Here is a 13121-nt window from a genome sequence, read left to right as displayed (position 1 = left end):
GACCTGATGAACAAACTGTTTGCTAGTGCCGAAACGGCTCTCTCCGGTGTGGTAGGCGATAACCAGACCATCGCGGTCGGCGGCTTCGGCCTGTGCGGCATCCCCGAAGCGCTGATCGGCGCGCTGCGCGACAGCGGCGCGACCAACCTCACCTGCATCAGCAACAACGCCGGCGTCGACGGCTTCGGGCTCGGCCAACTGCTTACCACCCGCCAGATCCGCAAGATGATTTCGTCCTACGTCGGCGAGAACAAGGAATTCGAGCGCCAGTACCTCGCCGGTGAGCTGGAACTCGAGTTCACCCCGCAGGGCACGTTGGCCGAAAAGCTGCGTGCCGGCGGCGCCGGCATCCCGGCCTTCTTCACCCGCACCGGCGTCGGCACCGTGGTGGCCGAGGGCAAGGAGGTGCGCGAGTTCGACGGCGTGCCGCACATCCTCGAGCACTCGCTCACCGCCGACGTGGCGCTGATCAAGGCGTGGAAGGCCGATAAGGCCGGCAACCTGGTGTTCAACAAGACCGCGCGCAACTTCAACCCGCTGTGCGCGATGGCCGGCCGGGTGACGGTGGTCGAGGTCGAAGAGCTGGTCGAGACCGGCGCGCTCGATCCGGACCAGATCCACCTGCCCGGCATCTACGTTGACCGCATCGTGGTCAACGCCTCCCCGGAAAAGCGCATCGAACAGCGCACCGTCCGCAACCCGGCTTAAGGAAACAGCGCATGGCTTGGACCCGCGATGAAATGGCGGCGCGCGCCGCCCAGGAGCTGCAAGACGGCTACTACGTGAACCTCGGCATCGGCCTGCCGACGCTGGTGGCCAATCACATCCCGGAGGGGATGGAGGTGTGGCTGCAATCGGAAAACGGTCTCTTGGGCATCGGCCCGTTCCCGACCGAAGACGAAGTCGACCCGGATCTGATCAACGCCGGCAAGCAGACGGTGACCGCGCTGCCGGGCGCGTCGTTCTTCTCCAGCGCCGACTCGTTCGCGATGATCCGCGGCGGGCATATCGACCTGGCGATCCTCGGCGCGATGCAGGTGAGCGAAACCGGCGACCTCGCGAACTGGATGATCCCCGGCAAGATGATCAAGGGCATGGGCGGCGCGATGGACCTGGTGGCCGGCGCGCGCCGCGTGGTGGTGCTGATGGAGCATGTCGCCAAGGGCGACGCGCACAAGATCGTCGAGCGCTGCACGCTGCCGTTGACCGGCTGCGGCGTGGTCAACCGCATCATCACCGACCTGGGCGTGATCGACGTGACCGCCGAAGGCCTGCGGCTGATCGAGCTGGCACCGGGTGTGACGATCGGCGATATGCAGGCGCTGACCGGTGCATCTCTGAAGACGGCCTGAGGGCCGGGACGACCGGGCTTCTTGTCGACATATTCACTATGAGGACTTTTTATTCGATTTAAAAACCGTCGCAAAACAAGAAGAAATGCAGTTCTGCCACAGAAAAACCTTGGAAATGATCGCGTCCGTCGGTCTCGCCTACGCGATCATTGCCAGAAAACACCCCGGACAGTGAAGAGGGTGTAGGTCGTAGAGCGTAAATAAATACATGCTGCAGAGGAGAAATGATGATTTCACATCAGTCGAATGATGAGCTGAAGCGCGAGCTGAAGAATCGCCACATTCAGCTAATTGCGCTAGGTGGCGCGATCGGTACCGGCTTGTTTCTCGGTATCGCACAAACCATCAAGATGGCCGGCCCTTCGGTGCTGCTGGGCTATGCGTTGGCCGGGTTCATCGCCTTTCTGATCATGCGCCAGCTGGGCGAGATGGTGGTGGACGAGCCGGTGGCCGGGTCGTTCAGCCATTTCGCCAATCGCTACTGGGGGCCGTTCGCCGGCTTCATGTCCGGCTGGAATTACTGGGTGCTGTACGTGTTGGTCGGCATGGCCGAGCTGTCTGCGGTCGGCATCTACATCCAGTATTGGTGGCCGGGCGTGCCGACCTGGGTGTCGGCCGCAGCGTTCTTCTTGGTGATCAATGCCGTCAACTTGAGCAGCGTGAAAAACTACGGCGAAATGGAGTTCTGGTTCTCCATCGTCAAGGTCGCCGCGATCATCGGCATGATTATCTTCGGCGCCTATCTGCTGATTAGCGGCGCAGCCGGCCCTGCTGCCACGGTCACCAATCTATGGCAGCACGGCGGTTTCTTCCCGCACGGGATCTCCGGTTTGGTAATGGCGATGGCCGGCATCATCTTTTCGTTCGGCGGCCTGGAGCTGGTCGGCATCACCGCCGCCGAGGCGGATAACCCGGAAAAGACCATCCCGAGCGCGACCAACCAGGTGATCTACCGCATCCTGCTGTTCTACGTGGGGGCCCTGGGTGTGCTGTTGTCGCTCTACCCGTGGGAAAAAGTGGTCGATGGCGGTAGCCCGTTCGTGCTGATCTTCCATGCGCTGGACAGCAATATCGTCGCCACCGTTCTCAACGTCGTGGTGCTGACCGCCGCCCTGTCGGTGTACAACAGCGGCGTTTATTGCAATAGCCGCATGCTGTACGGCCTGGCGAAGCAGGGCAATGCGCCGCAATCGCTGCTGAAGGTCAACCGCCGTGGGGTACCGTTGGCCGCACTGGGTGTTTCCGCACTGGCCACCGCTTCCTGTGTCGTGATCAATTACCTGATGCCGGGCAAGGCGTTCGAGTTGTTGATGGGCCTGGTGGTATCCGCGCTGATGATCAACTGGGCCATGATCAGCATCATCCATCTGAAATTCCGTCGTGAGAAGCAGCGGGCGGCGCAACAAACCCGCTTCAAAAGCCTGGGCTATCCGCTCACCAACTACCTGTGCCTGGCGTTCCTGGCAGGCATCTTGGTGGTGATGTATCTCACCCCGGGGTTGCGTATCTCCGTCGTGCTGATTCCGGTGTGGCTGGTCGTCCTCGGCATTAGCTATCAGCTCAAAGCCAAAGGTGCGGCCGCCCCGCTGCCTAGCGGCGTCGCCAACAAGTAATCCACATTGACCGAAGCTTCCCCTTCTCCCGCCCACTGGGCGCGGAGCGGGGGAGGTCACGTCCGAAGAAAGTAAGCGGATGGAAAAACTGCTCCCCCAACAGTTGGCGCAGGCTTTGGTCGGCCTGCCGCAATGGTGTTACGACGATGCGCGTGGCGCGATCACGCGAGAATTCCTGTTCCAGACCTTTCCCCAAGCGTTCGCTTTCATGACGCAATTGGCCATCGTGGCCGAGCAGCGCAATCACCATCCGGAATGGTTCAACGTCTATAACCGGGTGTTGATCACCTTGACCACCCACGACGCCGATGGCCTGACGCAACGCGACCTCGACTGGGCTGGCTACGCGGATGCGGCCTACGCGCGTTTCGCCGAGATCGCATGACGGACTAAGCAGGGAAACCTCATGGAACAAGATGTGAAAGTAGTAAAACACGGCGCGGCGGCTGGCGATGCCGGGCGCCCCGAACGCGCGGATTGGACCATCGATCAGGGCTGGGAGAACTATACGGCCGAAGAGCACGCGGTGTGGAAGACGCTGTTCGAACGACAGGCCAAGCTGTTACCTGGCCGTGCCTGCGACGAGTTCGTGGCCGGCATGCGCGCACTGCCGATCGGTGCTGACCAGATCCCCGATTTTCGCCGCTTGAGCGACGTGCTGATGAAGCACACCGGTTGGCAGGTCGTCGCGGTGCCGGGCCTGGTGCCCGACGAGGTGTTCTTCGAACATCTGGCGAACCGGCGCTTTCCGGCCGGCCATTTCGTGCGCCGGGCGGACCAGCTCGATTATCTGGAAGAGCCGGACGTGTTTCACGACGTGTTCGGCCATGTGCCGATGCTGATGAACCCGGTCATCGCCGACTACATCCAGGCGTACGGAGTGGGGGGGCTTCGGGCGCAGAAGCTCGGCATGCTGGATCAGCTGGCCCGCGTGTATTGGTATACGGTGGAGTTCGGCCTGGTGCAGCAGAAGGATGGGCTGCGCATCTACGGCGCCGGCATCGTGTCGTCGTACACCGAGTCGATCTTCTCGCTGGACGACGCCTCGCCCAACCGCATCGGTTTCGATCTCGCCCGCGTCATGCGCACCCGCTACCGGATCGACGACTTCCAGGAAAGTTATTTCGTGTTGAATCACCTGGACGAGCTGCTCGAGCTGGCCAAAATCGACTTCGATCCGATCTATGCGCAGGTGAAAGGGCAGCCGGACTACCTGCCGGGACAGGTGCTGGCAACCGATCGGGTGCTCACGCGCGGTACCGGCCACTACAGCGCCGCGAAGCGGCAGCCTGCCCCGGCCGCGCTTTAATAAGGACAATAAATGGATTTCAACAAGCGTACCGTCTTGATCACCGGTGCCGCCGGCAATCTCGGCCAGGCGGTGGCCAAAGTGTTCGCCGAACGCGGCGCCAATCTGGTGCTGCTGGAGCGTCAGGAGGAAAGCCTGGTGCAGGCATTCGGTGCAGAAAGCGCGCAGCAGATGTTCGCTGCTGCCGATCTGCTCGATCCGCAACAGGTGAGTCGTGCAGTGCAGGCCGCATGCGATCGCTTCGGCCGGATCGACGTGCTGTGCAATGTTGCAGGCGGCTTCCGCATGGGCTCGCCGGTACACGAAACCTCCGACGAAGACTGGAACTTCCTGTTCGACATCAATATGCGCAGCATGCTGCATACTGTTCGTGCGGTAGCGCCACGGATGATCGAAGGCGGGCAGGGAAAAATCGTCAACGTCGGGGCCAACGCCGCGCAGAAGGGCATGGCCCAGATGGGGGCGTACTGTGCGGCCAAGGCGGCAGTGATCCGCCTGACCGAGGCGATGGCCGCGGAGCTGCGTGAGCATCACATCAATGTGAACTGTGTGCTGCCCAGCATCATCGACACGCCTGAGAACCGCGCCGCCATGCCCGATGCCGACCCGAGCCGCTGGGTTGCCCCCGATGCGCTCGCCGACACCATTGCCTTCCTTGCGTCGGATGGTGCGCGGGCTATCCACGGAGCGGCCATCCCAGTGACAGGGCTGAGTTGAAGAGCCGTTAACAAATCTATGGTGAGTCAGAAACCAACAGCCCAGCAGGCTTCGCTTGCTGGGCTGTTTTCTCTTCTGCGCGGGGAACGATCATGATCCCATCACACTCATCGGTTCGGACATCGCTAAGCACCGCTTCCATCTGGTAGCACATGATCGGATGGGCGATGGCGCGGCGCACTCGAACATCGCCATGGCATGTGCATGGTCCAACAAATTGACTCGGGTCGTGTGGGTGATCCTGGCCAAAGGCGGCAGTATCGCTCCCCACCCCCGGGTCTCGATTTAGCAAAGCAAAACCGCCGGGCGAACCCGGCGGTTGAGGAAAGCCTGTCTTTGCGACGACAGACGCTTTCGTGGTGGAAGAAGCGGGCTCAGCTCAAGCCGTTCATCATCTTCTTCAACTTCATCGACAGCAGGAACAGGATCAGCGATGCTGCGCCGGCCATCATCACGAACAGCATGAAGAAGTCGTGCAGGTTGGTGATCGCGTAACCGAGGAAGTGCGGGATCGGCTTGGCCGGGTCCGGGTACAGCTCGGACAGCGTACCGGCGAACTTGTTGGCGGCCGAGTTCGACAGGAACCAGATGCCCATCATCAGGCCGGTGAAGCGCGCCGGCGACAGTTTCACCACCAACGACAGGCCGATCGGCGACAGGCACAGCTCACCGAAGGTGTGCAGCACGTACAGGCTGGTCAGCCACATCATGCTCACCTTCACGCCCGGCGCCAGGCCCTGTACGCCGAAGGCGATCACCAGGTAGCCGATGGCGAGGAAGAACAGGCCCAGTGCCATCTTCACCGGCGAGCTCGGCTCGTTGTTGCGCTGGCCGAGCTTGGTCCAGATCCACGCGAATACCGGCGCGAAGATCACCACCGAGATCGGGTTGATCGACTGGAAGAACGACGCCGGGATCACGTGGCCCAGCAGGTCGCGGTTGGTCTGCTCTTCGGCGAAGAAGGTCAGCGACGCGCCGGCCTGCTCGAATGCGGACCAGAAGAAGATCACGAACGCCGACACGATCAGGATCACCGCCAGGCGCTCCTTCTCGACGCGGGTCAGCGGCGCGTGCACCACCTTTTCACCGCTCTCGTGGTGACTCTTCGGCGCCATGCCGATCGGCTTGCCCTGCGGGTCGACCAGGTACTTGTTCTTGAACAGCGAGAACACCAAGAGGCTCAGCAGCATGCCGAAGCCGGCGGCCATGAAGCCCCACTTGAAGTCGGCCGGGTTGCCGGTGTCGCCCAGGCTACCGCAGACGATCGGCGCGATCAGCGAGCCGGCGTTGATGCCCATGTAGAAGATGGTGAACGCCGAGTCGACGCGCTTGTCGCCCTTCGGATAGAGCTGGCCGACCATCGACGAGATGTTCGGCTTGAACAGGCCGTTACCGGCGATCAGAAAGCCCAGACCGCCGTACAGCAGCCACGACGCCATCTGTGCGTTGGCGCCGTGCAGCGAGCCGGAGAAGAACAGCATGAACTGGCCGATCGCCATCAGCACGCCGCCGGCGAGGATCGAGCGGCGGTTGCCCCAGTAGCGGTCGGCGATGTAACCGCCGATCAACGGGGTCAGGTAGACCAGACCGGTATAGGTCCCGTAGATGTCCGACGCGTGCGCCTTGTCGAACAGCAGCGCCTTGATCATGAACAGGACGAAGATGGCGCGCATGCCGTAATAGCTGAAGCGTTCCCACATCTCCGTGACGAAGAGCAGGTACAAACCGCGCGGATGGGCTTGTGTGGTCATTGATAGTTCCTTGTGCAACTTGAGAGAACACCTGTTGTTCGGTGTTTTTATGTACTTGTTGTTGTCTGCGCCCCGTCGTGGGAGGCGCGACGATGATAGCCACAGCGAGTTCCGCAATGAAAGCGGAAAATTTTCTAATTGGAATGTCATTTTTCAAATTAGAACATCGCGATAAGACGTCGTCTGGCTTCCGTATTGCGCCGATTTTGTTAACCGACTGGTTTGCAAAGAAGAATCGCCGCTTTTGGCGGCGCGCTATATTGCAGTTTGTATACGGTATTGTCAAAGGGTCAGACAATGCGATTGCGCACAGTGTGATCGAATGACGACCAAGTTCGTCGCTTTTGTGGCTGTATTTTCAATGACGACGCAATAAACTCACGATTTCTTGATGCCGTGTTTGGGCTGGATGAGTTTTTTTGCGGTCGCACCGTGCTTCATGAAGGATCTTGGCTGTCCACCGGTGCTGCACCACAGGACCCCACGAACTGCGGGAAAGGAGGAGACGGGCATGGCTGATAGATGGCGCGAACATGAAAAAAGCGGAGCCCAGGGGGCTCCGCTTCTGTCTACCGTAGTTCGGTTTAGCTGCCGATGCGGTCGAGCGGGATGGTCGGCTCGGCCGGGCTCGCCGGGTCGAGTGCCGGCACCTGACTGGTGTTGAGCATCCTCAGCTCGCCGTCGACGAACAGCTGCGCGTCGACCGTGTAGCGATGGCCGGGCAGCACGGCGCGGCGGTCGTAGCACAGCGAGAACGGCATCGGAAACGCCTTGGGTCGGTTCAGATACTGTTCGGCCAACACCGCGGCCGGTGCGTCGGCACGGCTGACGTCGAGCAGCCGCACCTTGACGTGCACCTTGGCGAGCGGCAGCTTGCTGTCGGCCGGGACAGCGACGCTGCCGTTCAGGTAGGTCGGGGTGTAGCCGCCGCCGGTGGCGCAGCCGGCCAGCAGGGTCGCGGCCAGACCGGCCAGCAGCAGGCGGCGCTTCGTCGCGATCGCCGTCATTCGGCTGACCCGCCGTCCGGCAGCATCGGGTCGAGCGTCACCTGCGGACCGTCGGCCGGCAGCCATTCGCCCTGGATGCGCCACTTGCCCTTCGGGTCCTCGAGGCGGACGTACCAGTGCTCTGCCTTGGACGGGGTCAGGCTGCCCTGGTACATCCCCGGGGTGACTTGGCTCAGTGCGATGGTCTGGTCGTGGTCGGCGAGCGTCGGGTGCAACAGGCGCAGCGTCAGCTGCGGTGCCAGCGGCTGCTTACTCTGGATCATCAGCCGCACGGTGCGCATGTCGTCGCTGAACACCGCCTGGCCGAGCAACTGCATCTCGGCCGACGCCTTGTCGCGGTCGAGCTGCAGGTTGATCGCCTTGCCCTGGTTGTAATAGTCGTCGCTGACCAGCGTGTCCTTGCTGGTGACGGCCAGGTAGGCGTACCAGCTGCCGACGATCACCGACATCAGCGGGATCGCTATCAGGATCCACGGCCAGGGTTCCTTGTACCACGGGCGTGGCGCTTGCATTTTGACCTGCATCTTACTCTCCGATAAAACTCGATTTCTCTTCGTCCACCTGACCGGCCTTGTCGACCGACTCGATGACGAAATGGATCTCATGGCTCCCCCGCGTGGCGTACTGCGGGTCGGCCTCGACGCGCACCGCCACCGTTTCGCTGCCGTTGCCCTGGACGGTGACCAACGGGGTGTCGGTGGATAGCTTGATGTCCGGCAGGCCCTTCACTGAGAGGCGGAAGCGCTGGGTTTGTTCCGAGGTGTTGTACAGCTTGATGCTGTAGCTGTTTTCCAGCCAGCCTTCGTTGGTCTCGCGCACCAGCGTGGCGCGGTCGCGGATGATGTCGACCTTGAATGGCTTGCGCAGCACCAGCGAACCGATCGTCACCGCCAGCACCGTCAACAATACCAGGCTGTACAGTATCACGCGTGGCCGGCGCAGCCGGGAGAGGATCTGGCTCTCCGGGTAGACCTTGTTCAGCGCGTTCTCGGTGGTGTAACGGATCAGCCCGCGTGGATAGCCCATCTTGTCCATCACGTCGTCGCAGGCGTCGATACAGGCGGCACAGCCGATGCACTCGTACTGCAGGCCTTGGCGGATGTCGATGCCGACCGGGCAGACCTGCACGCAGATGTGGCAGTTGATGCAGTCGCCCTTGCCCTCGTCGCGCGGGTTGATGCCCTTGCGCCGCGCGCCGCGCGGCTCGCCACGTTCCTCGTCGTAGGAGACGATCAGCGTGTCCGAGTCGAACATCACCGCCTGAAAGCGCGCGTACGGGCACATGTACTTGCACACCTGCTCGCGCATGAAGCCGGCGAACAGATAGGTGAAGCCGCCGTAGAAGAGCATCCAGAACATCTCCCACGGCCCGTAGTCGAAGCGGGGCAGGGCAGTGGCGAGATCGCGGATCGGCGTGAAGTAGCCGACCAGAGAAAAGCCGGTGAACAGCGAGAACGCGATCATCAGGCTGTGCTTGGTGGTCTTCAGCCGCAGCTTGCGCGCGCTCATCGGCGCCTTGTCGAGCTTCATCTGCTTCATGTGGTCGCCCTCCACCCACTGTTCGATCCACAGCATGATCTCGGTGTACACCGTCTGCGGACAGGAGTAGCCGCACCACAGCCGGCCGGCGATGGTGGTCCAGGTGAACAGGCCGAAGGCGGCGCACATCAATAGCGCGGCGAGATAGACGAAGTCCTGCGGCCAGATGGTCAGGCCGAACAGGTAGAACTTGCGGTTCACCAGGTCGAAGAACACCGCTTGGCGGCCGTTCCAGTTCAGCCACGGGGTGCCGAGGTAGACCAACTGGGTGATCAGCACGAACAGCACCCGCCAGTTGTTGAACAGACCCTTGACCGCGCGCGGGTAGACCTTCTTGTGCGCCTCGTACAGCGACACCTGTTCCAGCTCGTTCGGGCCGGAGTCGTCGGGGCTGGTGGCCGGTACGACCTTGATCGGAATATTCTTCAGCGAATCGGACATGATGCACCTCGGGAGAAGTTTTCGCGAAAGCCAGCGCCGGCTGGCTTTGACGAAACCCACTCTATCAATTTACAAAAATGTAGACTGTTCATCGTAAAACATACTGCCCGCTTAAGCGGGCAGTATGGGGAGCGGTTTACTGCGGGGCTCGCGGATTGTTGGAGAGGCCCCAGACGTAGGCGGTCAACAGATGAATCTTGCCTTCGCCGAGGAAGTCTTTCCAGGTCGGCATCTGGTTGCTGCGACCGTTGGTGATGGTCTCGATGATGGTCTTCTCGGTACCACCGTACAACCAGTTGCCGCTCGGGTGCGTCAGATTCGGCGCGCCGATGGTCTGGTTGCCCGTGCCGTCCGGACCGTGGCAGGTCGCGCAGATCGCCTTGAAGGTCTCCTGGCCACGCGCGGCGCGCTCGGCGTCATGGCGCTTGCCGGACAGCGACATCACATAGTTGGCGACGTCCTTGACCTTTTCTTCGCCGAACGCGGCGCCGAACGCCGGCATCTGGCCGTGACGGCCCTCGGAGATGGTCTCCTGGATCTTCTCCGGCGTGCCACCATACTGCCAGTCGTGATGAACCAGGTTCGGGAAGCCCTTGGCGCCGCGCGCGTCGGAGCCGTGGCACTGCACGCAGTAGGTCTGGAACAGGCGCTTGCCCATTTCCTGTGCCTGCGGGTCGGCGGCCAGTGCTTTGACGTCTTGCTTCAGGTACTTGTCGTACAGCGGCTGGTATTTCGCTTCCGCTTCGGCGCGTTCCTTCTTGTACTGGCCGACCGAGGTCCAGCCGAACAGGCCCGGGTTCTTGCCGAGGCCCGGGTACACGATTAGGTAGCCGACGGCGAAGATCAGCGTCAGGTAGAACAGCCACATCCACCAGCGCGGCAGTGGGTTGTTGTACTCGGCCAGGTCACCGTCCCAGATATGGCCGGTGATCTCGACCTTCTCTCCCTTTACCACGACCGCTTTCGACTGGGAGTACAGCAGGTACGCCAGACCGATAAAACCACCGATGACGATTACGGAGATCCAGATTCCCCAAAAGTCACTGACAAAGTCACTCATTTATTTTGCTCCGCTGGAAGGCCGCTTGGCCGAGGCGTCGACCGGTTCGTCTTCGTCGAACAGCATGTTCGCCGCCTCGTCATAGCGCTTCTTGGATTTTTTGCTGTAAGCGATCAGGACCACCACGATGAAGGTGCCGAAACACATCAGTGTAAACAGCGCACGCCCGAATTCGGTCAGGTCCATCATGGTTCACCGTGCATTCTTCAGGGCAAGGCCAAGACCCTGCAGGTAGGCGACTACCGCGTCGAGTTCCGACTTGCCCTCGACCTCGGCGGCCGCTTCGGCGATGTCCTTGTCGGTGTACGGCACGCCGACCTTGCGCAGCGCTTCCATCTTCTTCGGCACCGAGGCCGCGTCGGCCAGGTTGCGCGCCAGCCACGGGAATGCCGGCATGATCGATTCCGGTACCACGTCGCGCGGGTTGGTCAGGTGCACGCGCTGCCATTCGTCCGAATAACGGCCGCCGACGCGGGCCAGGTCCGGACCGGTACGCTTGGAGCCCCACTGGAACGGGTGGTCGTAGACCGATTCGCCCGCCACCGAGTAGTGGCCGTAGCGCTCGGTTTCGGAGCGGAACGGGCGGATCATCTGCGAGTGGCAGTTGTAGCAGCCTTCGCGGAGGTAGATGTCGCGGCCGGCCAGCTGCAGCGCGGTGTACGGCTTCACGCCGGCCACCGGTTCGGTGGTCGACTTCTGGAACGCCAGCGGCACGATTTCCACCAGGCCGGCAAAGCTGATCACGATCAGCGTGAACACGATCAGGAAGCCGACGTGCTCTTCAATGAGTCTTTGGATTTTTTCCATCTTGCAAAAACCTCTTTCCCGCTTAGGCGTGATGAGCAGCCGCGATGGCCGGAATCTTGGCGTCCACGGCGCGGCCGGCGGTCACGGTACGGAAGGTGTTGTACGCCATCACCAGCATGCCGGACAGGTACAGGGCACCGCCCAGTACGCGCACGGCCAGGTACGGGTGGGTAGCTTTCACGGCCTCGACGAAGGAATAGGTCAGCGTGCCGTCCGGGTTCAGCGCGCGCCACATCAGACCCTGGGTCACGCCGGAGATCCACATCGCGGAGATGTACAGCACCACGCCGACGGTAGCGAGCCAGAAGTGCGCTTCGACCAGCTTCATGCTGTACATCTGCTCACGGCCCCACAGACGCGGGATCAGGTAGTAGATCGAGCCGATGGTGATGAAGCCCACCCAGCCCAAGGCGCCGGAGTGCACGTGGCCGATGGTCCAGTCGGTGTAGTGCGACAGCGCGTTGACGGTCTTGATCGCCATCATCGGGCCTTCGAAGGTCGACATGCCGTAAAACGACAGCGACACCACCAGGAACTTCAGGATCGGGTCGGTACGCAGTTTGTGCCAGGCGCCCGACAGGGTCATGATGCCGTTGATCATGCCGCCCCAGCTCGGTGCCAGCAGAATCAGCGAGAACACCATGCCGACCGACTGGGTCCAGTCCGGCAGCGCGGTGTAGTGCAGGTGGTGCGGACCGGCCCACATGTAGGTGAAGATCAGTGCCCAGAAGTGCACCACCGACAGACGGTACGAGTAGATCGGACGGCCGGCCTGTTTCGGTACGAAGTAGTACATCATGCCGAGGAAGGCGGCGGTCAGGAAGAAACCGACGGCGTTGTGGCCGTACCACCATTGGATCATCGCGTCCACGGCACCCGAGTACACTGAGTACGACTTGAACAGCGACACCGGCACGAACGCGCTGTTGACGATGTGCAGCAGCGCGACCGCCAGAATGAACGCACCGTAGAACCAGTTGGCCACGTAGATGTGCTTGACCTTGCGCTTGCCGATCGTGCCGAAGAACACTTGGCCGTAAGCGAGCCAGACGAACAGGATCAGCAGCTTGATCGGCCATTCCGCTTCGGCGTATTCCTTGGCGAAGGTATAGCCGAGTGGGTAGGTGACCAGCATCAGGACCAGCACCGCCTGCCAGCCCCAGAAGGTGAAGGCGGCGAGCTTGTCGGAGATTAGTCGAACGTTACAGGTGCGTTGCACCACGTAGTACGAGGTAGCGAACAGGCCGCAACCACCGAAGCCGAAAATCACCAGATTGGTGTGCACCGGTCGCAGACGGCCGAAGTGAAGCCACGGGCCGAAATTCAGCTCCGGCCACACCAGCTGGGAGGCGATCAGCACCCCCATGGACATGCCAATAATGCCCCAGACGACGGTCATGATGGCAAACTGCCGCACCACCTTATAGTTATAAGTGGATTGCGTTTCCATTTTTGGTTTTCTCCAAGGTTGCAAACTAGAACGACAAAGCGTGGCAGCTTGACTAAGCGGCGGACCGCCCCCATG

15 protein-coding genes are annotated in these 13121 nt (G+C 61.6%); 7 read left to right on the top strand and 8 right to left on the bottom strand.

Going from position 1 to position 13121, the window contains the following annotated elements:
• Positions 1-6: 6 nt before the first annotated feature.
• The 6 genes from ACZ2IA_RS13750 (at position 7) to ACZ2IA_RS13725 (ending at position 4991) form a co-directional block, all read left to right on the top strand.
• Positions 7-708 carry a CoA transferase subunit A gene (locus ACZ2IA_RS13750; protein ID WP_470293152.1) on the top strand — a complete coding sequence of 234 codons (702 nt, stop codon included), beginning with the start codon at positions 7-9 and terminating at the stop codon, positions 706-708.
• A gap of 11 nt (positions 709-719) precedes the next feature.
• Positions 720-1352: a CoA transferase subunit B gene (locus ACZ2IA_RS13745; protein WP_470293151.1), complete on the top strand. Its 633-nt coding sequence runs from the start codon at positions 720-722 to the stop codon at positions 1350-1352.
• A 224-nt stretch (positions 1353-1576) separates the two neighbouring features.
• A complete protein-coding gene (locus ACZ2IA_RS13740; RefSeq protein ID WP_470293150.1) occupies positions 1577-2965 on the top strand; it encodes an amino acid permease in 1389 nt (462 codons plus the stop codon).
• A gap of 79 nt (positions 2966-3044) precedes the next feature.
• Positions 3045-3350: a 4a-hydroxytetrahydrobiopterin dehydratase gene (locus ACZ2IA_RS13735; RefSeq protein ID WP_470293149.1), complete on the top strand. Its 306-nt coding sequence runs from the start codon at positions 3045-3047 to the stop codon at positions 3348-3350.
• Between the two features lie 33 nt (positions 3351-3383).
• Positions 3384-4274: a phenylalanine 4-monooxygenase gene (gene phhA / locus ACZ2IA_RS13730; RefSeq protein ID WP_470293148.1), complete on the top strand. Its 891-nt coding sequence runs from the start codon at positions 3384-3386 to the stop codon at positions 4272-4274.
• A gap of 12 nt (positions 4275-4286) precedes the next feature.
• Entirely contained in the window at positions 4287-4991 is a 705-nt protein-coding gene (locus ACZ2IA_RS13725) for an SDR family oxidoreductase (protein WP_470293147.1), read from the top strand.
• A 374-nt stretch (positions 4992-5365) separates the two neighbouring features.
• On the opposite strand, the gene ACZ2IA_RS13720 is transcribed toward ACZ2IA_RS13725, so the two are convergent.
• On the bottom strand, positions 5366-6742 hold the full coding sequence (locus ACZ2IA_RS13720) for a peptide MFS transporter (protein ID WP_470293146.1): 1377 nt from the start codon (positions 6740-6742) through the stop codon (positions 5366-5368).
• Between the two features lie 116 nt (positions 6743-6858).
• Between ACZ2IA_RS13720 and ACZ2IA_RS13715 the strand changes: the two genes are divergently transcribed.
• Positions 6859-7068, top strand: a complete 210-nt coding sequence (locus ACZ2IA_RS13715; protein WP_470293145.1) for a hypothetical protein — start codon at positions 6859-6861, stop codon at positions 7066-7068.
• A 258-nt stretch (positions 7069-7326) separates the two neighbouring features.
• On the opposite strand, the gene ACZ2IA_RS13710 is transcribed toward ACZ2IA_RS13715, so the two are convergent.
• From ACZ2IA_RS13710 to ccoN, 7 genes are all read right to left on the bottom strand, one after another.
• Entirely contained in the window at positions 7327-7749 is a 423-nt protein-coding gene (locus ACZ2IA_RS13710) for a YbaY family lipoprotein (RefSeq protein WP_470293144.1), read from the bottom strand.
• The gene (locus tag ACZ2IA_RS13705) at positions 7746-8273 is read right to left on the bottom strand and encodes a FixH family protein (protein ID WP_470293143.1); all 528 of its coding nucleotides are present in this window, start codon (positions 8271-8273) and stop codon (positions 7746-7748) included. Before ACZ2IA_RS13705 ends, ACZ2IA_RS13710 begins: the two co-directional genes overlap by 4 nt.
• Position 8274: 1 nt before the next feature.
• Positions 8275-9729, bottom strand: coding sequence for a cytochrome c oxidase accessory protein CcoG (ccoG, locus tag ACZ2IA_RS13700; protein ID WP_470293142.1), 1455 nt, complete (start codon positions 9727-9729; stop codon positions 8275-8277).
• 136 nt (positions 9730-9865) lie between these two features.
• Positions 9866-10789: a cytochrome-c oxidase, cbb3-type subunit III gene (gene ccoP / locus ACZ2IA_RS13695; protein ID WP_470293141.1), complete on the bottom strand. Its 924-nt coding sequence runs from the start codon at positions 10787-10789 to the stop codon at positions 9866-9868.
• On the bottom strand, positions 10790-10978 hold the full coding sequence (locus tag ACZ2IA_RS13690) for a cbb3-type cytochrome oxidase subunit 3 (RefSeq protein WP_470293140.1): 189 nt from the start codon (positions 10976-10978) through the stop codon (positions 10790-10792).
• Positions 10979-10981: 3 nt separating this feature from the next.
• Positions 10982-11596 (bottom strand): cytochrome-c oxidase, cbb3-type subunit II, encoded by a 615-nt coding sequence (gene ccoO, locus ACZ2IA_RS13685; RefSeq protein WP_470293139.1) that lies wholly within the window; start codon positions 11594-11596, stop codon positions 10982-10984.
• 22 nt (positions 11597-11618) lie between these two features.
• Complete coding sequence (ccoN, locus tag ACZ2IA_RS13680) at positions 11619-13046, bottom strand: cytochrome-c oxidase, cbb3-type subunit I (RefSeq protein ID WP_470293138.1); 1428 nt, start codon at positions 13044-13046, stop codon at positions 11619-11621.
• Between the last annotated feature and the right edge of the window lie 75 nt (positions 13047-13121).

This window comes from Crenobacter sp. CS_VA4, assembly GCF_055597485.1.
This window is presented reverse-complemented; position numbering and strand designations above follow the sequence as displayed.